Raw genomic sequence first — 20,452 nt, forward strand, 5'->3', positions numbered from 1 at the left:
TCAGTGAGTCGTCGCGGGCGCGCATTGGGCGCAATCGTGCTGGCGGCGTTGTCGATCGCATCGGTGTCGGCCTGCGGCTCCGCCGGGCATCGGCTGGTGATCAGCTTCTATACGCCGGCCACCGACGGCGGGACGTTCGCCGATGTGGCTCATCGCTGTACCGAAGAACTCGGCGGCCGGTTCGCCATCGCACAGATAAGCCTGGCCCGGGCGCCCGGCGAGCAGCGCTTGCAGCTGGCCCGCCGGCTGACCGGTCGCGACCGCAGCCTCGACGTGATGGCGCTGGACGTCATCTGGACCGCGGAGTTCGCCGAGGCGGGCTGGGCGCTGCCGCTCTCCGACGACCCGGCCGGGCGGGCCGAGACCGATGCGGCCGCCGATACCCTGCCGGGGCCGCTCGCGACGGCCCGGTGGAAACACAGGCTCTATGCCGCACCCATGGCTACCAACACCCAATTGCTTTGGTACAGGCCGGATTTGGTCAAGCGGCCACCGAGCGATTGGAGTGACATGGTGGCCGAGGCGGCCCGGCTGCGCGCGGCGGGCCAGCCCAGCTGGATCGCGGTGCAGGCCAACGAGGCCGAAGGGCTGGTGGTGTGGTTCAACACGCTGCTGGTGAGCGGCGGCGGTCAGGTGCTCTCCGAGGACGGCCGACAGGTCACCCTGACCGACACGCCCGCCCACCGCGCCGCCACCGTCAACGCGCTGCGCATTCTCAAGTCGGTGGCCACCGCGCCCGGCGCCGATCCGTCAATCACCCGCACCGATGAGGCCACGGCGCGGTTGGCGGTCGAACAGGGTAAGGCCGCACTCGAAGTCAACTGGCCTTTCGTGCTGCCGTCCATGCTGGAGAACGCGGTGAAGGGCGGTGTGGACTTCCTTCCGCTCAACCGGAATCCCGAGCTGGCCGGCACCGTCAACGGCGTCGGCGCGTTCGTGCCCAACGATGAGCAATTCCGCATCGCCTACGACGCCAGCCAGAAGGTGTTCGGTTTCGCGCCCTACCCCGGCGTCGCGCCGGGCAGGCCGGCCCGGGTGACGATCGGCGGGCTCAACCTGGCGGTGGCCAGCACCACCCGTCACCGCGCCGAGGCGTTCCAAGCCGTCCGCTGCCTGCGCAGCCTGCAGAGCCAGAAGTACGTCGCGATCGCGGGCGGCCTGCCCGCCGTGCGGACCTCGCTGTACTCCGATCCGCAGTTCCAGGCCAAGTACCCGATGTACACCGTCATTCGCCAGCAGCTCACCGATGCTGCGGTCCGCCCCGCGACGCCGGCCTACCAGGCCGTGGCCATCCGGCTCGCGTCGACGCTGAGCCCCATCACCGAGATCGACCCGGACGCCACGGCCGACCGGCTCACCGCCCAGGTGCAGAAGGCCATCGACGGGAAGGGGCTGCTGCCGTGACCCCTCCTGTCGCGACCTCGGAACGGCGACTTGCGTTCATGCTCGTCGCACCCGCGACGGTGCTCATGGTTGCGGTGACCGCCTATCCGATCGGCTACGCGATCTGGCTGAGCCTGCAGCGCAACAACCTGGCCACCCCCAACGACACCGCGTTCATTGGCCTGGGCAACTACCAAACGATCTTGAGCGACCGGTACTGGTGGACGGCGCTCGCCGTGACGCTCGCGATCACGGTGGTGTCGGTGTCGATCGAGTTCGTGCTGGGCCTGGCGCTGGCGCTGGTGATGCACCGCACGCTGGTCGGCAAGGGCGTGGTGCGCACCGCGGTGCTCATCCCGTACGGCGTCGTCACGGTGGTCGCGTCGTACAGCTGGTACTACGCCTGGACGCCGGGCACCGGATATCTGGCCAACCTGCTGCCGCAGGGTAGTGCGCCGCTGACCGAGCGCATCCCGTCGTTGGGCATCGTCGTCATTGCCGAGGTCTGGAAGACCACGCCGTTCCTATCGCTGCTGTTGCTGGCCGGCCTGGCCCTGGTACCCGAGGATCTGCTGAAGGCGGCCCAGGTCGACGGCGCGGGCGCGTGGCGGCGACTGACCAGGATCACCCTGCCGATCATCAAACCCGCGGTCGTGGTGGCGCTGCTCTTCCGTACCCTGGACGCCTTCCGCATTTTCGACAACATCTACGTGTTGACCAACGGCGCCAACAACACCGGGTCGGTGTCAATCCTGGGCTACGACAACCTCTTCAAAGGCTTCAACGTGGGCATCGGCTCGGCGATCAGTGTGCTGATCTTCATTTGCGCGGGCGTCATCGCGCTCGTCTATATCAAGGTCTTCGGCGCCGCGGCACCGGGCGGTGAAGTCAATGGATAGGCGGCGCACCGCCGTGTGGGCCGTCGTCGACGCGGTCGTTGTGGTGTACGCGCTGCTTCCGGTGCTGTGGATTCTCGGCCTGTCGCTCAAACCGACGTCAACGGTCAAGGACGGCAAGCTGATTCCGTCGTCGGTGACGTTGGCCAACTATCGCGGCATCTTCCGGGGCGACTTCTTCAGTTCGGCACTGATCAACTCCATCGGGATCGGATTGATCACCACCACGATCGCGGTCGTGCTGGGTGCGATGGCGGCCTACGCGATTGCCCGGTTGAACTTTCCCGGCAAGCGTGCGCTCGTCGGCGCCGCGCTGTTGATCACCATGTTCCCGGCGATCTCCTTGGTCACGCCGTTGTTCAACATCGAGCGCTTCCTCGGCCTGTTCGATACCTGGCCGGGGCTGATCCTGCCCTACATCACTTTCGCGTTGCCCCTTGCCATTTACACGCTGTCGGCGTTCTTCCGGGAGGTGCCCTGGGATCTCGAGAAGGCGGCCAAGATGGACGGCGCGACGCCGGGGCAGGCTTTCCGCAAGGTCATCGTCCCGCTGGCGGCGCCCGGACTGGTGACCGCGGCGATCCTGGTGTTCATCTTCGCGTGGAACGACCTGCTGCTGGCGCTGTCGCTGACCGCCACCAAGGCGGCGATCACCGCGCCGGTGGCGATCGTGAACTTCGGCGGCAGTTCACAGTTCGAGGAACCGACCGGATCGATCGCGGCAGGCGCCGTCGTGATCACGATCCCGATCATCGTCTTTGTTCTAATCTTCCAACGACGGATTGTCGCCGGGTTGACCTCTGGCGCTGTGAAGGGATAGCGCGATGGCCGAGATTGTGCTGGAGCACGTGAACAAGACGTACGCCGACGGGGCAATAGCGGTTCAGGACCTGAACGTCACCATCGCCGACGGCGAATTCCTGATTCTGGTCGGGCCTTCGGGCTGCGGCAAGACGACGACGCTGAATATGATTGCCGGGCTTGAGGATATCTCGTCGGGCGAGTTGCGCATCGACGGCGAGCGGGTGAACGAAAAAGCGCCCAAGGACCGCGACATCGCAATGGTGTTCCAGTCCTATGCGCTCTACCCGCACATGACCGTGCGGCAGAACATCGCCTTCCCGCTGACGCTGGCGAAGATGAAGAAGCCCGAGATCGCGCGGAAGGTCTCCGAGACCGCCAAAACCCTTGACCTGACCGACCTCCTGGACCGCAAGCCGTCCCAGTTGTCGGGTGGGCAACGGCAGCGCGTCGCGATGGGCCGGGCAATTGTGCGCCACCCCAAGGCTTTCCTGATGGACGAGCCGCTGTCCAACCTGGACGCCAAGCTGCGGGTGCAGATGCGCGGCGAGATCGCCCGACTGCAGCGCAAGCTGGGCACCACCACCGTCTACGTCACCCACGACCAGACCGAGGCGATGACGCTGGGAGACCGCGTGGTGGTGATGCACGGCGGTGTCGCCCAGCAGATCGGCACCCCCGACGAGCTCTACGAGCGCCCGGCCAACCTGTTCGTCGCGGGCTTCATCGGCTCGCCGGCGATGAATTTCTTCCCCGCCACCCTGACGCCGACGGGACTGACCCTGCCCTTCGGCGAGGTCATGCTGGCGCCGGAGGTCTTGGAGGTGATCGCGGGGCACCCGACCCCGGAGAACGTCATCGTCGGGGTGCGACCCGAGCATCTGGCCGATGCCGCGCTGATCGACGCCTACCAACGCATCCGGGCGCTGACCTTCGAGGTCAAGGTCGACTTGGTCGAATCGCTGGGCGCCGACAAATACCTGTACTTCACCACCACCGGCCCGGCCGTGCACGCGGCTCAGCTGGACGAGCTGGAGGCGCAGGGCGAAATGCACGAAAACCAGTTCGTGGCAAGGGTTCCCGCGGAGTCGAAGGCGGCCATCGGGGGTTCGATCGAGTTGGCGTTCGACACCACCAAACTCGCGGTCTTCGATGCGGACTCCGGGGTCAACCTGACCATCCCACCCGAGTGACACAGCATCTGGACCACGTGCGCGCGCACCTGCGCCGCTACTTCGCCGAAGCCGGGATCGAGTCCGAGCCCGATACGGCGAGCGTGACTTTTCTGGGCACCGAAACCATCGAGGTGTTGCGGTTCCGGGGCGACGGATTGATGCACTATGTGTCGCTGGGCTGTTCACGCCACCCGATGCGCGACCCGACCGAAATCCTCGTCGACCAACTGCGTGGCCCACGTGCCGAGATCGTGCTGCGGCTGCAAGATCCCGGTCCGGTCACCGGCATCGCCCGCAGCCTGGCCATCCTTGCTGCCACGCCCGCCGTCGACGGCGTGATACTGGCCGCCGACGCGCTGATCGACCTGGGCTCGCCGCTGTGGGCGCGACCCTCGGGGCGCGCGCCGTTCACCGCGGTGTTGTTGGGCCGCAGCGACATTCCGGATCTGTCGCTGGAGCCGCCGCGTGACCCGGTCAACTTCTTGTCGGCGACCCCCATCACCGCGACCGAAGCGGCCTGGGTGCGGCTCAAAGGCGCCGAGGCCATGCGGCAGGCCTGGCAGAACGACGGCGTGAATGTGCTGGATCCGAATCGCCCTGCGGCACAACCCAACTGATCGCCTGGTGCTTCATCGAGTGTGCGCCCACGGCGACCTGGACGCACACTCGCGGCCCTGGATGCACACTCGACGGAGTGGTGCGGGGCACTAAGCAGCTAAAGCCAGTTGTTCCTGCGGAATTGGAAGTACAGGACCAGGCAGGAGACGATCATCAAGGCCATGATGGCCGGATAACCCCACGTCCAGTTCAGCTCGGGCATGAAATGAAAATTCATCCCGTAGATCGCGGCGACCATCGTGGGCACCGCCAAAATACCGGCCCAGGCGGCCATCTTGCGCATGTCGTTGTTCTGCTGCATGCCGACCCGGGCCAACGCCGCCTGCACCAGCGAGTTGAGCATGTCGTCGTAGCTGGCGATCTGATCCGCGGCCGCGGTCTGGTGGTCGATGACATCGCGCATGTAGCGCCGGACTTCCTTCGAGATCAGGTCCTTACCCTCGGTCTGCATGCGCTGGAACGCGGCGGACAGCGGGTTCACGGACCGGCGCAGCTCGACGACCTCCCGTTTGAGCAGATAGATCGGCTCGACATCGAGCTTGCTGCCCGGGGCGAACGCGACGACCTCGATGCTGTCGATGTCGGTCTCCATCAGCGCGGTCACCTCGAGATAGTGATCCACGACGTGGTCGGCGATGGCGTGCATCACCGCGAAGGGACCCAACTGCAGATGCTCGGGCTCGGCATCCAATCGCTTGCGCACGTCCGACAAGCCGCCGTGCTCGCCGTGGCGGACGGTGATCACGAAGTTCTTGCCGACGAAGATCATCACCTCGCCGGTTTCGACGATCTCGCGCGCCAGCACCACCGAGTCGTGCGGCACGTAGTTGACCGTCTTCAAGACCAGGAACATCGTGTCGTCGTATCGCTCCAGCTTGGGTCGCTGCTGGGCACACACCGCGTCCTCGACCGCCAACGGGTGCAGCCCGAAAACGTCGGCGATCTCCTGCATGTGGGTCTGGTCGGGCTCATACAGCCCGATCCAGACGAACGCCGACTGGCCGGTGACTTCGATTTCGCGGACCTTGTCCAGCGCGGCGGTGTAGCTGTACTTGCCCGCTATCCGGTGCCCTTCGACGTAGACGCCGCAGTCGACCAGGGGCTCGGCGGGCCGGGGCTCGGGGTGCGCGTGCTGCGGTGTCGGTCGCGGCTTCGCGATCGGTCTCAGCGCTTCCGGCAACGCGTCGAATCCCTGGAACACCTCAACCTCCAATCACTGCGCAGGCCTGGGCGAGCGGTGGTCAATGCTACGCGTCCGGGCACGACAAGGCAGGAAGACAAGGCGGGAAAAGTGCCTGGCAGCCGCGGGTGCATGACTGGCGCCGCGCGGGGGTGCGCTAGTTTCGACGCGGACCGAAATACCTACAAACCGACTTTCTCCATAGGAGTACCAGAAGTGAGTGCAAGTCCTCTGAAGGTCGCCGTCACCGGCGCCGCCGGCCAGATCGGCTACAGCCTGTTGTTCCGCCTGGCCAGCGGTTCGCTGCTGGGGCCCGAGCGCCCGATCGAGCTGCGGCTGCTCGAAATCGAGCCGGCGCTCAAGGCGCTCGAGGGTGTCGTGATGGAACTCGACGACTGCGCGTTCCCACTGCTGGCGGGCGTCGAAATCGGCGCGGACCCGAACAAGATCTTCGACGGCGTGAACCTGGCGCTGCTCGTCGGCGCGCGTCCGCGCGGACCGGGCATGGAGCGCAGCGACCTGCTGGAGGCCAACGGCGCGATCTTCACCGCGCAGGGCAAGGCGCTCAACTCGGTTGCCGCCGACGACGTCCGCATCGGCGTCACCGGCAACCCGGCCAACACCAACGCGCTGATCGCGCTCAGCAACGCACCCGACATCCCGAAGGAGCGCTTCTCCGCGCTGACCCGCCTCGACCACAACCGCGCGATCTCGCAGCTGGCCAAGAAGACCGGCGCGGCCGTCACGGACATCAAGAAGATGACCATCTGGGGCAACCACTCGGCCACCCAGTACCCCGACATCTTCCACGCCGAGGTCAATGGCAAGAACGCCGCCGAGGTCGTCAACGACCAGAACTGGATCGAGAACGACTTCATACCCACCGTCGCCAAGCGCGGCGCGGCGATCATCGACGCCCGCGGAGCCTCGTCGGCGGCCTCGGCCGCGTCGGCGACCGTCGACGCCGCCCGCTCCTGGCTGTTGGGCAGCCCGGACGGTGACTGGGTCTCCATGGCGGTCTTCTCCGACGGCGCCTACGGCGTGCCCGAGGGCATCGTGTCGTCCTTCCCGGTGACCACCAAAGACGGCGACTGGTCGATCGTGCAGGGCCTCGAGATCGACGAGTTCTCTCAAAGCCGTATCGACAAGACCACTGCCGAACTGGTCGACGAGCGCAAGGCGGTCACCGAGCTCGGTCTGATCTGACCCGGATCCCAATTAGGCCTACTAACGGGTAGTCAGTACCCTGGGCCCGTGTCCGAATTGCTTGAATCGATACAGACTCGCTCCGAGGACGGCGTCATCACCGACGCGGACATCTTCGAGGCACATGTAGGCGGCAAGCTTTCCGTAGGCCTGACGACTCCGTTGGACACGCAGCGCGCGCTGTCGATCGCCTACACCCCGGGCGTCGCGCAAGTCAGTCGTGCGATCGCCGCCGACCACACCCTGGCGTCGCGCTACACGTGGGCGAGCCGACTGGTGGCCGTTGTCAGCGACGGCAGCGCGGTACTGGGCCTCGGTGACATCGGACCGGCCGCGTCGCTGCCGGTGATGGAAGGCAAATGCGGGCTGTTCAAGGAGTTCGCCGGGCTGGACGCGATCCCGATCGTGCTGGACACCAAGGACCCCGACGAGATCATCGACACCCTGGTGCGACTGCGCCCGACGTTCGGCGCGGTGAACCTGGAGGACATCTCCGCGCCCCGCTGCTTCGAGATCGAACGCCGCGCCGTGGAAGCGCTGGATTGCCCGGTGATGCACGACGACCAACACGGCACGGCGATCGTCGTGCTCGCGGCGCTGATGGGCGCCAGCAAGGTGCTGGGCCGCGACATGTCGACCCTGCGCGTGGTGGTATCGGGCGCGGGGGCGGCCGGCGTGGCCTGCTCGAAACTTCTTCTCGCAACGGGGGTTTCGGACATCACAGTGCTCGACTCGCGCGGCATCCTGCACACCGGCCGCGACGACATGAACGTCGTCAAGGCCGATCTGGCGCGATGCACCAATCCCGACGGTCTCACCGGCGGCATGGTCGAAGCGCTCGACGGGGCCGACGTGTTCCTCGGGCTGTCCGCGGGTGTGGTTCCCGAGGAACTGATCGCCACCATGGCGCCCGGCGGGATCGTGTTCGCGCTGTCGAATCCCGACCCGGAAATTCACCCCGACGTCGCCGCCAGGTACGCGGCGGTGGTGGCCACCGGCCGCAGCGACTTCCCCAACCAGATCAACAACGTGCTGGCCTTCCCCGGCCTGTTCCGCGGCGCGCTGGACGCCGGCGCTCGCCGGATCACCGAGAGCATGAAGATCGCCGCGGCCGAGGCGATCTTCTCGGTGGTCAGCGACGACCTGGCGCCCGACCGGATCGTCCCGAGTCCGCTGGATCTGCGTGTCGGGGAGGCGGTTTCGGCCGCGGTGGCCGCCGCCGCTGACAGCCCGGGGTGAGAACTAGCCGGCCGGTGGCGCCGCTGATCGCCGCCGCACTCGCTGTGGTTCTCTGGGCGGCCGGCTGCGCGACCCACACCCAGGACCACCGCCCCGCGCCGGAGTTGGTGGTCGGATCCGGCCGCGACTCCCAGTCGGTGCTGCTGGCCGCCGTCTACGCCGCCGCCTTGCATTCCTACGGCTTCGGCGCGCGAACCGAGACCGCCGACGACCCGATGGCGCGACTGGACTCCGGCGCGGTCACGATCGTCCCCGCGTTGACCGGTGAGGTGCTGCGGACCCTGCAGCCCGGCGCCGCGGTGCTCTCCGACGCGGCCGTCTACCGAGCGATGATCGCGGCGTTGCCCGAGGGCGTCTTGGCGGGCGACTACACCACCGCCGCCGAGGACAAACCCGTGCTGCTGGTGAGTCAATCCACCGCGAAGGCTTGGGCCGGAACCGATCTCAGCGCGGACCTGAGCGCACTGGCTAAACACTGCGACGGGCTGAGTCTCGGCATCGTCGCCGGCCGCCATGCGCCCGCGTCGGTCGGCACGTGCCGGCTTCCCGCGCCACGCGAATTCCCGGATGACACAACGATGTTCGCCGCGGTGCGGGCCGGGCAGCTGACCGCGGGATGGACCACCACCGCCGACCCGGCCATTCCCGGCGACCTCGTCGCGCTGGCCGACCGCAAGCCCGCACTGATCCAGGCCGAGAACGTGGTGCCGTTGTATCGCCGCAACGCGCTCAAAGACCGGCAATTGCTCGCGATCAACGAAGTGGCCGGCGTGCTGGACACCGCGGCCCTGGCCGACATGCGCCGGCAGGTGGACGGCGGCGCCGACCCGCGTGCGGTGGCCGGCGGGTGGTTGGCCGAACACCCGCTGGGCCGCTGAGCGTCAGCGCTTGGGCGGCATCAACCGGCCCAGGACGGGCCCGAAGACCTGCTGGTAGTACGGGCCCGCGACCCGCACCATGACGTCCAGGAGCTTGGCGTCCGTGCCGACGAGCACCCGGGCCTTCTTCTTGCGGACCGCGTCGAGGATGATCTTCGCCGCGCGTTCCGGGCTGGTCCGGGCCAGCCGCTTGTCGAACAGCTTGGCCAGGTCGTCGCGGTCGAGGCCCTCGGCCGCGGTGGCGTTGCGCGCGATCGCGGTCTTGATGCCGCCGGGGTGCACCGTCGTCACCGCCACCGGGTGGCGAGCCAGGATCATCTCCTGTCGCAGCGCCTCGGTGAAGCCGCGGACGGCGAACTTGGCCGCGTTGTAGGCCGCCTGGCCCGGCACCGAGAACAACCCGAACACGCTCGAGACGTTGACGACGTGGCCGTCCCCGGACGCGATCACGTATGGCAGAAATGCCTTGGTGCCGTTGACGACTCCCCAGAAGTCGACGTCCATCACCCGTTCGATGTCCTTGAACTGACTGATTTCGATGTCACCGGTGAAGGCGATGCCGGCGTTGTTGTAGATCTGGTTGACCTTGCCGAAGTGCTCGTTGACCGCCTCGGCGTAGGCCACGAAGGCCTCGCGTTCGGTCACGTCGAGCCGGTCGGATTTGACCTGCGCGCCGATCGCCTTCAGCTGCTCCTCGGTGTGCGCCAGTCCCTCGGTGTCGACGTCGCTGATCGCCAGCTTGGCACCCGAACGTCCCAGCTCGATGGCCAGCGCCTGCCCAATACCCGAACCCGCGCCGGTCACCACCGCGACCTTGCCGGCGAATCCCTGCATGAGCACCTCCTCGTGTCGGCTCCCGTTGAGGTTAACCGGTACCCGGGGTATCGCTCTCTTCGGGTGCGAACGGGTCAGCCGAACGCGGTGTCGATGATCTCCTGCTGCTCGACGGCATGCACCTTCGACGACCCGGACGACGGGGCCGACATCGCCCGGCGGGAGATGCGCTTGATGCCGGTCAGCTTGTTCGGCAGCAACTCGGGCAGCTCCAGGCCGAACCGCGGCCAGGCGCCCTGGTTGGCCGGCTCCTCCTGCACCCAGAAGAACTCGCCGGCGTTCGGGTAGCGGTCGAGGGTCTCGCCCAGCCGGCGTTTCGGCAGCGGCGCCAGCTGCTCGATGCGCACGATCGCGACGTCGTCGCGGTTGTCCTTGGCCTTGCGCGCGACCAGCTCGTAGTAGATCTTCCCGCTGGTCAGCAGGATCCGCCGGACCTTGCCGCGGTCGCCGACGCCGTCCTCGTAGGTGGGTTCCTCCAGCACCGAGCGGAACTTGATCTCGGTGAAGTCCTTGATGTCGCTGACCGCGGCCTTGTTGCGCAGCATCGACTTCGGCGTGAACACGATCAGCGGACGCTGGATGCCGTCGAGCGCGTGCCGGCGCAACAGGTGGAAGTAGTTCGACGGCGTCGAGGGCATCGCGATCGTCATCGAACCCTCCGCCCACAGTTGCAGGAAGCGTTCGATCCGGGCGGAGGTGTGGTCGGGTCCCTGCCCCTCGTGGCCGTGCGGCAGCAGCAGCACCACGTTGGACAACTGGCCCCACTTGGCCTCCCCGGAGCTGATGAACTCGTCGATGATCGACTGCGCGCCGTTGACGAAGTCGCCGAACTGCGCCTCCCACAGGACCACGGCGTCGGGGTTGCCGACGGTGTAGCCGTACTCGAAACCGACGGCGGCGTACTCGGACAGGGGAGAGTCGTAGACCAGGAACTTGCCGCCGGTCGGGCTGCCGTCGAGGTTGGTCGCCAGCAGCTGCAACGGCGTGAATTCCTTGCCGGTGTAGCGATCGATGATCACCGAATGCCGTTGGGAGAAAGTGCCCCGCCGGGTGTCCTGACCGGACAGCCGCACCAGCTTTCCCTCGGCCACCAGCGACCCCAAAGCCAGCAGCTCGCCGAAGGCCCAGTCGATCTTGCCCTCGTAGGCCATCTCGCGGCGTTTCTCGAGCACCGGCTGCACGCGCGGGTGCACGGAGAAGCCCTCCGGTACCGCCAGGAACGCGTCGCCGATGCGGGCCAGCAGCGACTTGTCCACGGCGGTGGACAGCCCCGCGGGGACGATCTGGTCGGCCTCGACCGAGGCGCTCGGCTGCACGCCGTGCTTCTCCAGATCGCGGACCTCGTTGAAGACCCGCTCCAGCTGGCCCTGGTAGTCGCGCAGCGCGTCCTCGGCCTCCTTCATCGAGATGTCGCCGCGGCCGATCAGGGCCTCGGTGTAGCTCTTGCGCGCGCCGCGCCTGGTGTCGACGACGTCGTACATGATCGGGTTGGTCATCGACGGGTCGTCGCCCTCGTTGTGGCCGCGCCGCCGGTAGCAGAGCATGTCGATGACGACGTCCTTCTTGAACTTCTGCCGGAAGTCCACGGCCAGCCGCGCCACCCAGGCGCACGCTTCGGGGTCGTCGCCGTTGACGTGGAAGATCGGCGCCCCGATCATCTTGGCGACGTCGGTGCAGTACTCGCTGGACCTGGAGTACTCCGGCGCGGTCGTGAAGCCGATCTGGTTGTTGACGATGATGTGGATGGTGCCGCCCACGCGATAACCGGGCAGTAGGGCCATGTTCAGTGTCTCGGCGACCACGCCCTGGCCGGCGAAGGCGGCGTCCCCGTGCAGCATCATCGGCACCACCGAGAAGCCGTCTTCGCTGTCGCCCTTGTCCAGCAGGTCCTCCTTGGCGCGGACCAGGCCTTCCAGCACCGGGTCGACGGCCTCCAGGTGCGACGGGTTGGCGGTCAGCGACACCTGAATGTCGTTGTCGCCGAACATCTGTAGGTACACGCCGGTGGCGCCGAGGTGGTACTTGACGTCGCCGGAGCCGTGCGCCTGCGACGGGTTCAGGTTGCCCTCGAACTCGGAAAAGATCTGCGAGTACGGCTTGCCGACGATGTTGGCCAGCACGTTGAGCCGGCCGCGGTGCGGCATCCCGATGACCACTTCGTCCAGGCCGTGCTCGGCGCACTGGTCGATGGCCGCGTCCATCATCGGGATGACGCTTTCGGCGCCCTCCAGCGAGAATCGCTTCTGCCCGACGTACTTTGTCTGCAGGAAGGTTTCGAAAGCCTCTGCCGCGTTGAGCTTGCTCAGGATGTATTTCTGTTCGGCCACAGTCGGTTTGACGTGTTTGGTCTCGACCCGCTCTTCGAGCCATGCCTGCTGCTCGGGCTCGAGGATGTGGGTGTACTCCACGCCGATGTGGCGGCAGTAGGCGTCGCGCAGCAGGCCCAGGATGTCGCGCAGCTTCTTGTACTCGGCCCCGGCGAAGCCGTTGACCTTGAACACCCGGTCGAGGTCCCACAGCGTCAGGTCGTGGGTCAGCACCTCGAGGTCGGGGTGGCTGCGGAACCGGCTGCCGTCCAACCGCAGCGGGTCGATGTCGGCCATCAGATGCCCGCGGTTGCGGTAGGCCGCGATCAACTCCATGACGCGGGCGTTCTTGTCGACGATCGAGTCGGGGTTGTCGGTGCTCCACCGGATCGGCAGATACGGGATGCTCAGCTCGCGAAAGATCTCGTCCCAGAAGGCATCCGAGAGCAGCATCTCGTGAATGGTGCGCAAGAAGTCGCCGGATTCCGCGCCCTGGATGATGCGGTGGTCATACGTCGAAGTCAGCGTGATCAGCTTGCCGATACCCAGCTCGGCGATGCGTTCCTCGCTGGCGCCCTGAAACTCAGCGGGGTATTCCATCGCGCCGACGCCGATGATGGCGCCCTGCCCGGACATCAGCCGGGGCACCGAGTGCACCGTGCCGATGGTGCCGGGGTTGGTCAACGAAATCGTCACTCCCGCAAAGTCTTCGGCGGTGAGCTTGCCGTCGCGGGCACGCCGCACGATGTCCTCGTAGGCGGAGACGAACTCCGCGAACCGCATGTTTTCGCAACCCTTGATGCCGGCGACCACCAACGAGCGCTTGCCGTCCTTGCCCTGCAGGTCGATCGCCAGGCCCAGGTTGGTGTGGGCGGGCGTGACCGCGGTGGGTTTGCCGTCGACCTCGGCGTAGTGGCGATTCATGTTCGGGAAACTCTTGATCGCTTGCACCAGCGCATAGCCCAGCAAGTGGGTGAAGGAGATCTTGCCGCCGCGATTGCGCTTGAGCTGGTTGTTGATGACGATCCGGTTGTCGATCATCAGCTTGGCCGGAACGGCCCGCACGCTGGTCGCCGTCGGCACGTCCAAGGACGCGGACATGTTCTTGACGACGGCCGCGGCGGCGCCGCGCAGTACCTGCAACTCGTCGCCCTCGGCCGGTGGGGGAGTAGGGGCCTTGGCCGGTGCCGCGGCCACGGCGGCGCCATTGCCCGCGGGTGGCGTGGGCTTGGCTGCTGGCACAGCCGGCTTGGCTTCTGGCGCAGCGGTCTTTGGTTCGGGGGCGGCCTGCCCGTCGGCGGGGGCGCTCGGGGGTGTGTCGGAGGCGGGCTCGGGGTTGTAGTCGACCAGGAACTCATGCCAGCTCGGGTCCACCGACGACGGGTCGTCGCGGAACTTGCGGTACATTTCCTCGACCAGCCATTCGTTTTGCCCGAATGGTGAACTTATGTTGCTCACGGCCGCTGTTCGCCTCAATTCCTTTGTTTTGCAAGCGCATTGCGCGGCGCCTGCGACTTCTCGCGCCTCGGTTGACCCGTCACTTCACACCCGCGGCGCTCCTCGACGTTTCCGACCCATAAAGGCTATCGCTTCCCCGGCAATTCGACAGACGGACCATCCAGGCTTGGCGGCTAGCCGGCTTCGTGGACGGGCGGCAGCACGCGCAGGGGGGCCGGCCAGCGCGCCGGCGGGGCGCCGAATGCCTGACGGGCGTTGCGGACGATCTTCTTGCCCACCATGCGATTGCCGGCGCCGCCGACCGCGGCGCCGATGCCGACCGGCAGCATCTTGCCGAACATGAGCGCGCCACGCCGCACGGTGTACCGCTTGACGAAATATCCGAGCATCCGGGTGTTCAACCGCGACAACGTCGGCAGCGGCAGCGTGGCCATGCCCTCCGCCAGCCAGCCACCGTTGGTGCGCCCGGGTCCGATCAACTCGCCGATGGCGCGCCTGCTGTCGTCTCCGACCAGCACGGAAAGCACCAGCGCGCGGCGCCGTTCGCGGTGGTCGGCCGGGATGCCGTACACCACGGCGTTCGCCAGCACGAACACCGCGGTGGCCTCGAGGAAGAACACCGTTTCGCCGGCGCCGGCGGTCATCGCTGTCAGCGTCCCGACCCCGGGGAATGTGGCCGCGGAACCCACCGCAGCGCCGCTGGCCGTCAGCGCGGCCAGGTAGCGCTTTTCCAGCTTGGCGACGATCTCGGCCGGGCTGGCACCGGGGTGGGCCCGCCGTAGCCGGGCCACATAGGCCGTCGCGGCCGGGCCCTGGAGCCGGGAGCTACGCTCGATGACCTGCGCCAATGCCCGTGCGGATGCCTTGGGCCGACCGCCCCCCGCGGCGGGCAACGCATCCGGCGCAAACCCGCGCTCGGACCTTCTCTCGGATCTTTTCAAGACCAACTCCCTGACCTATTGCGTCCTTTCAGGCTAACGCGCATTTTGCTGCACACGGGCCGGGCCGAAAAGCGCGCCTTTTTCGCCCGGCATTCGATCCGCGGCTGCCGCTAATTGCCTCGCGCGGAATAATGCACGCTGGATACAGGGTGTAGCACCCCGCTCATGGGGCACGCCGGTCGAGCAGTTCGGGCATGCAGGGCCCGAATAGACCGGAGAGCATCGTCGGGAGCTGAAGCGAGGTGAGGGGCATGACCACGGCGTCGCCCAGGTGGGCCGGGGAAACCCGGCGCGCGGGGCCTCGTCGTGCCAGGCCCACTGGGGGCTGGAAATTTACGCTCCCGTCAAACGCCAACCCGTGGAACGCGCTCTGGGCGATGATGATCGGCTTTTTCATGATCATGGTCGACTCGACCATCGTCGCGGTCGCCAACCCGACCATCATGGCCGACTTACACACCGGGTACGCCTCCGTGGTCTGGGTGACCAGCGCCTATCTGCTGGGTTATGCGGTGGTGTTGCTGGTCGCCGGCCGGCTCGGGGACCGGTTCGGCACCAAAAACCTCTACCTGGCCGGTCTTGCGTTGTTCACGGCGGCGTCGCTGTGGTGCGGGCTGTCCGGCAGCGTCGCCATGCTGATCACCGCCCGCGTGGTGCAGGGCATCGGCGCCGGGGTGCTCACCCCGCAGACCTTGTCGGCGATCACCCGGATCTTCCCGCCGGAGCGGCGCGGTGTCGCGGTCAGCCTTTGGGGCGCCACCGCGGGCGTCGCCACGCTGGTGGGCCCGCTGGCCGGCGGAGTGCTGGTCGGCGGCCTGGGGTGGGAGTGGATTTTCTTCGTCAACGTCCCGATCGGGGTCATCGGGCTGGGCATGGCGCTGTGGCTGGTGCCCGCGTTGCCGACCGAGGCGCATCGATTCGACCTGATCGGTGTCGCGCTGTCCGGGATCGGCATGTTCCTGATCGTCTTCGGCCTGCAGGAGGGCCAGGCCGCGGGATGGCAACCGTGGATCTGGGCGACGATCGTCGCCGGTGTCGGATGCATGTCGGTCTTCGTCTACTGGCAGGCCGTCAACACGCGCGAGCCGCTGATACCGCTGGACATCTTCGCCGACCGCGACTTCAGCCTCTGCAACGCCGGGGCGGCCGTCATCGCGTTCGCGTCGACGGCCACGATGCTGCCGCTGATGTTCTACACGCAGGCGGTGTGCGGGCTCTCGCCCACGCGCTCGGCGTTGGTGATCGCGCCGGTGGCGATCGCCAACGGCGTGCTGGCGCCGTTCGCGGGCGTGATGGTCGACCGATATCACCCGCGGCCCGTGCTCGGCTTCGGCTTTTCGATGGTGGCGATCGGGCTGACGTGGCTGGTGTTCGAGATGACCCCAGACACGCCGATCTGGCGGCTGCTGTTGCCGTTCGGCGTCATCGGCATCGGCAGCGCGTTCGTGTGGTCGCCGTTGACCGCCACCGCGACGCGCAACCTGCCGGGGCATCTGGCCGGCGCGGGCTCCGCCGTATACAACTCGGTGCGCCAGCTCGGCGCGGTGCTCGGCAGCGCCGCGATGGCCGCATTCATGACGTGGCGGATCAGTGCCCAGATGCCCGCGCGGGCAACCACCGGTGATGCCTCGGAGGGTGCCATCACCCTGCAGCTGCCCGGCTTCCTCCGCGAGCCGTTCTCCGCCGCGATGTCGCAATCGCTGCTGCTGCCCGCGTTCATCGCGTTGTTCGGGATCGTTGCCGCGCTGTTCCTGGCCGGTTTCGCGTCGCCGGCACTGGCCGATGAGGACCTCATCGACCACGACTACGACGACGATGACGACGACTACGTCGAGTTCATCCTTCGCCGCGAACCGGGCATCACGCCCGCGCCGGAGGCGCCGATAGCTGCGCCGCGCGCACAACCTATCGGCTTCGCGCACAACGGCTCTCATGTCGACATCGGACGCAGCTTCCGTCCCGTCGCCGAGTTTGCGCCATTCGAGTCCGGGCCGTTCGAGTCCGCCGGCGAGGCCCCGCGACGACAGCACTACCGTCCCGATCGGGACGACGACCCCACTGGCTACGGTCGGCATTCGTCCGGTCGCTAGCCCGTCAGGGCCAGAAACGCGCCCAAGTCGATCAGGCCGGAGGGCGTGCCGGGCAGGTACTCGGTCAGCTGCTCCGAGCGCACGATCACAGCCGCGTACTGTGCCCGACTGACGGCGACGTTGAGCCGATTCCTGTTGAGCAGGAACGAGATTCCGCGCGGCACTTCGTCGACGGATGAGGCCGTCATCGAGATGAAGACCACCGGCGCCTGCCCGCCCTGGAACTTGTCAACGGTTCCGACCCGGACCGCTCCCATACCGGCCGACGCCAGCCGCCGGCGCACCAGCGCCACCTGGGCGTTGTACGGCGCGAGCACCAGCACATCGGCGGCGCTCAGCGGCCTGGTGCCGCGCTCGTCGGTCCACGCGGCCCCGAGCAGACGCTGGATCTCGGCGAGGATCGCGTCGGCCTCCTCGCGGCTTTCGATCGAGTTTCCTTGGTGGGCAACGGGAAGCACATGGACGCCGGGCTGATATCCCTCCAGCCGCCGCGCGGCGGTTTGCTCGGCGTGGGAATGCAGCCTGCCCTCATAGGACAGCGCCGAGACCGCGGCGCAGACCGCCGGGTGCATCCGGTACGAGCGGTCCAGGAAGTAGCCGCGTTCGTCGGGCAGCGTGCGATGGCCGTCGACCAGCCAATCGAGCGCCGACGTGTCGACCGGCTCCGGATGCGTGCCCTCGCTGACCTGGGGCAGCTGCTGCGGGTCGCCGAGGAGCAGCAAGTTGGCGGCCGCCGGTGCCACGGCGATGGTGTTGGCCAAACAGAACTGGCCCGCCTCGTCGATGACCAGCAGATCCAGGCCGCCATGGGGGACCCGAGCGGGATTGGCGAAATCCCATGCGGTGCCGCCGATCACGCATCCCGCGGAGCTGGCGACGAAGGCCGCATAGTCGCCGCTGTCGATCTCCTGCCAGCGCGGGGCGTGGCGGTCATAGCGCTTCTTGGCGACCCGGGTGGGCTCCAGCCCGGCGTCGATCGCGGCGTCCAGCAGGTTCTCCACCGTGGCGTGCGATTGCGCCACCACGCCGACGCGCCAGGAATGGTGCGTCACCAAGTGCTTGATCACCTGGGCGGCGGTGTACGTCTTGCCGGTCCCCGGCGGCCCGTGGACCGCGAGGTACGACGCGTCCAAGTCCAGCGCCGCCGCGGTGATGTCGGCGGCGGTGTCGTTGCCACGCGGAAGCGGGGCGCCGCTGCGGGTTCGGGGCGCGCGGCGCAGCAGGACGTCGATCATCGCGGTGCGCGGCAGTCGCGGCAGCCCGGCGGCCACCGTGGCGGCGCTCGATTCGATCGATTCGCGCAGCGCCACGGTGGGAACAGGTGGGCCGGGGGTGAGCGCGAAGGGCAGTTGGTGAAAGGTGTTGCCGTCATTGCCCACTCGCTCGAGGATGACCACTTCGGTGGGCAGCGCGGGATCGTCGGCCTCGACGACCTCGGCCCGCCCGGCCGCCCGTCGGTCGGGGTTGTCGGTCATGCCCGGCGGGGCCGGGGCGTCGTAGAGGGCGAAGACATTGGTCATCAGGTCGCCGCGTGCGAGCTCGCCGCGCAGCCGGACTCGTCGTTGCTGTTTTCGCGCGCGAGGGGGCAGGTGCCAGTCGACGTCCACCGCCGCGTGGTCGGCGACGAAGACGTCGGTGTTGTCCGCCCACTCCTCGACCGGGAAGTTCAACCGGTCGAAATGCGCCCACCAGAACGGCTTGTCCTCGCGCCGGTGGTAGCCGCGTGCGGCGGCGACCAGCGCGACCGCGGTCTGCTCCGGGGTGCGGTCGCCGACGGCGGCGTCGCCGGCGAATGCCGACAAAGCCACCGCCAACTGGTCGTGGTCTTCGACGGCGGCGCCGTCGGGAACGGGTTGCGCGCCAACGGGTGTGACGCCGGCTTCCCACGCGCGTACGAGTAGCCAGTTGCGCAGTTCCTGTGTCGACCGGCAGTCGTAGTGGTTGTAGTCCTCGATCTCCTTGAGCACGGTTGCGGCTTCGTCGACGCGGCCGGCGTCGTGCAGCTCGCAGTACCGGGCATAGGACGTGATCGAATCCGCGGCTGTGGTGACATCTCCGGAGCGCAGCTGCGCACCCATGTAGAGGGGCTCCAGCGCCTTCAGGCCAAACGATTCAGCGCCCACCCGAATGCTTTTGCGCACCAATGGATACAGGTCGACCAACGTCCCGCTGCGCAGTAGCTCGTCGACCTCGTCCTCGCCGACTCCGTACCGCCCGGACAGCCGCAGCAGCGCGGTCTTCTCATACGGCGCGTAGTGGTAGATGTGCATGTTGGGGCGACGCTTGCGGCGCTTGGCCACCATCGCCAGAAAATCGGTCAGTGCCTTGCGTTCGTCGACCCGGGTGTGCGCCCACAGCGGCCGGAACGTGCCGGTGGGCCCGGCTTCCAGGACTCCGAAGAGGTATTCCAGACCCCAGTCGTGCCCGTCGGTGGTCCACAGCGGATCGCCCTCGAAGTCGAAGAACAGATCGCCGGGGTCGGGCTCGGGCAACAGCGCCAGTGGCTGGGGATCGGCGATCTCGAATCGCGGTATGCCGGTGTCGCGTTGCAGGACTTGCAGTTTGGCCTGGGCGGTCAACTTGGCCAGCGCGCCGGGCGCCAGGTCGGGCACCGGCCCGCGGTGCTCGGCCAGCTCGGCGACCGTGGTGACGCCGGCGTCAATGAGCTTGTCCCGCTGGCTTACTCGCATGCCGGCAACCAACAGGAGGTCGTCGGTGGCGCGCACTTGTTCTTCGCACAGCGGGCAACGAAAGCATGCCCGCACCCGTTCGTCTTCCCAGCGCACCGCGGTGCCCGCGGCGTAGTGCTCGTCGAGCAGGCGTTGCAGCAGGGCGCGCTGGGACCGGTAGACGGGGATCAGATCGCATATGCGATAGCGCACGACAGACCCATCGCCCAGCCGCAGTTCGGCGTCCGGCGCGACCGAGACCCCCATGCTGGTCAGCGCGTCGGCGTAGGCGGCCAGTTGCAACAGCGCGGTGACCTTGGGGGAGCGGGCGAGCTTGGTGTCGACGAGGCGATATCGCTCGCCGTCGGAGACCAGGAAGTCGGCGAATCCCACGAAGCGGCCGTCGAACATCGCGGCCTGATACACCACCGGGGCGCGGTCCGCGATCGCGCGCCGGGTCGCCTCGGCCGCGGCGGTCAGCCCTTCGAGCGTGTAGGCCGGACGGCCGATGATCGCGACCGCATCGTCGAACTCCGCGCGCAGGCGGTCGAGCTCGCGTTGCTCATGCCGCTGGCCCAACGCGGCCGTGCGTTCGAGCAGCTCGTCCTCCACGACGACGGCGGGGCCGCGGCCCAACTTCGCGTCGAAATCGCGCAGCAATGCGTACTCGCAGCGAGCGGCGGCCGCGAGATCCGATGCGCTGTAGACGATGCTGTCGCCGGTGACGAACACAGCAGCAACTGTAGGTGAGGCGACCGACAATCCGGCGGTGCCGGGC

14 protein-coding genes are annotated in these 20,452 nt (G+C 67.6%); 9 read left to right on the forward strand and 5 right to left on the reverse strand.

Translation table 11 applies throughout. From position 1 onward, the window contains the following. Positions 1-3 precede the first annotated feature (3 nt). The 5 genes from A5747_RS10440 to A5747_RS10460 are packed head-to-tail and all read left to right on the forward strand — an operon-like array spanning position 4 to position 4,872. A complete protein-coding gene (locus A5747_RS10440) occupies positions 4-1,404 on the forward strand; it encodes an extracellular solute-binding protein (protein ID WP_076123736.1) in 1,401 nt (466 codons plus the stop codon). Between the two features lie 38 nt (positions 1,405-1,442). Further along, on the forward strand, positions 1,443-2,282 hold the full coding sequence (locus A5747_RS10445; protein WP_076123796.1) for a carbohydrate ABC transporter permease: 840 nt from the start codon (positions 1,443-1,445) through the stop codon (positions 2,280-2,282). Continuing rightward, positions 2,275-3,099 carry a carbohydrate ABC transporter permease gene (locus tag A5747_RS10450; RefSeq protein ID WP_076123737.1) on the forward strand — a complete coding sequence of 275 codons (825 nt, stop codon included), beginning with the start codon at positions 2,275-2,277 and terminating at the stop codon, positions 3,097-3,099. Before A5747_RS10445 ends, A5747_RS10450 begins: the two co-directional genes overlap by 8 nt. Before the next feature lie 4 nt (positions 3,100-3,103). Further along, positions 3,104-4,273, forward strand: a complete 1,170-nt coding sequence (locus tag A5747_RS10455) for an ABC transporter ATP-binding protein (RefSeq protein ID WP_076123738.1) — start codon at positions 3,104-3,106, stop codon at positions 4,271-4,273. Then, positions 4,270-4,872, forward strand: coding sequence for a suppressor of fused domain protein (locus A5747_RS10460; protein ID WP_076123739.1), 603 nt, complete (start codon positions 4,270-4,272; stop codon positions 4,870-4,872). Before A5747_RS10455 ends, A5747_RS10460 begins: the two co-directional genes overlap by 4 nt. Positions 4,873-4,970: 98 nt before the next feature. Here A5747_RS10460 and corA read toward each other — a convergent pair whose 3' ends face one another. Beyond that, positions 4,971-6,074 carry a magnesium/cobalt transporter CorA gene (corA, locus tag A5747_RS10465; RefSeq protein ID WP_076123798.1) on the reverse strand — a complete coding sequence of 368 codons (1,104 nt, stop codon included), beginning with the start codon at positions 6,072-6,074 and terminating at the stop codon, positions 4,971-4,973. A 195-nt stretch (positions 6,075-6,269) separates the two neighbouring features. On the opposite strand from corA, the gene A5747_RS10470 reads away from it, so the two are divergent. Genes A5747_RS10470 through A5747_RS10480 form a run of 3 tightly spaced genes read left to right on the forward strand, consistent with a single transcriptional unit; the run spans position 6,270 to position 9,376 of the window. After that, positions 6,270-7,259 (forward strand): malate dehydrogenase, encoded by a 990-nt coding sequence (locus A5747_RS10470; RefSeq protein WP_076123740.1) that lies wholly within the window; start codon positions 6,270-6,272, stop codon positions 7,257-7,259. A 48-nt stretch (positions 7,260-7,307) separates the two neighbouring features. Beyond that, positions 7,308-8,498 (forward strand): NADP-dependent malic enzyme, encoded by a 1,191-nt coding sequence (locus A5747_RS10475; RefSeq protein WP_076123741.1) that lies wholly within the window; start codon positions 7,308-7,310, stop codon positions 8,496-8,498. Next, positions 8,495-9,376, forward strand: coding sequence for a glycine betaine ABC transporter substrate-binding protein (locus A5747_RS10480; RefSeq protein WP_076123742.1), 882 nt, complete (start codon positions 8,495-8,497; stop codon positions 9,374-9,376). Before A5747_RS10475 ends, A5747_RS10480 begins: the two co-directional genes overlap by 4 nt. 3 nt (positions 9,377-9,379) lie before the next feature. Here the strand turns inward: A5747_RS10480 and A5747_RS10485 are convergent, their stop codons facing one another. The 3 genes from A5747_RS10485 to A5747_RS10495 all read right to left on the reverse strand — a co-directional run bounded on the left by A5747_RS10485 (position 9,380) and on the right by A5747_RS10495 (position 14,915). Then, entirely contained in the window at positions 9,380-10,210 is an 831-nt protein-coding gene (locus A5747_RS10485) for an SDR family oxidoreductase (RefSeq protein WP_076123744.1), read from the reverse strand. 74 nt (positions 10,211-10,284) lie between these two features. Next, positions 10,285-13,974 carry a multifunctional oxoglutarate decarboxylase/oxoglutarate dehydrogenase thiamine pyrophosphate-binding subunit/dihydrolipoyllysine-residue succinyltransferase subunit gene (locus A5747_RS10490; RefSeq protein WP_076123747.1) on the reverse strand — a complete coding sequence of 1,230 codons (3,690 nt, stop codon included), beginning with the start codon at positions 13,972-13,974 and terminating at the stop codon, positions 10,285-10,287. A 173-nt stretch (positions 13,975-14,147) separates the two neighbouring features. Continuing rightward, a complete protein-coding gene (locus A5747_RS10495; protein ID WP_369805050.1) occupies positions 14,148-14,915 on the reverse strand; it encodes a hypothetical protein in 768 nt (255 codons plus the stop codon). A gap of 251 nt (positions 14,916-15,166) precedes the next feature. Between A5747_RS10495 and A5747_RS10500 the strand changes: the two genes are divergently transcribed. After that, positions 15,167-17,005 (forward strand): DHA2 family efflux MFS transporter permease subunit, encoded by a 1,839-nt coding sequence (locus A5747_RS10500; protein WP_076123751.1) that lies wholly within the window; start codon positions 15,167-15,169, stop codon positions 17,003-17,005. Here the strand turns inward: A5747_RS10500 and A5747_RS10505 are convergent. Beyond that, positions 17,002-20,406, reverse strand: coding sequence for a TM0106 family RecB-like putative nuclease (locus A5747_RS10505; RefSeq protein WP_076123753.1), 3,405 nt, complete (start codon positions 20,404-20,406; stop codon positions 17,002-17,004). The genes A5747_RS10500 and A5747_RS10505 overlap by 4 nt on opposite strands. Between the last annotated feature and the right edge of the window lie 46 nt (positions 20,407-20,452).

Origin of the sequence: Mycobacterium sp. IS-836, assembly GCF_001954275.1 — a bacterium.
Taxonomy (GTDB): Bacteria; Actinomycetota; Actinomycetes; order Mycobacteriales; family Mycobacteriaceae; genus Mycobacterium.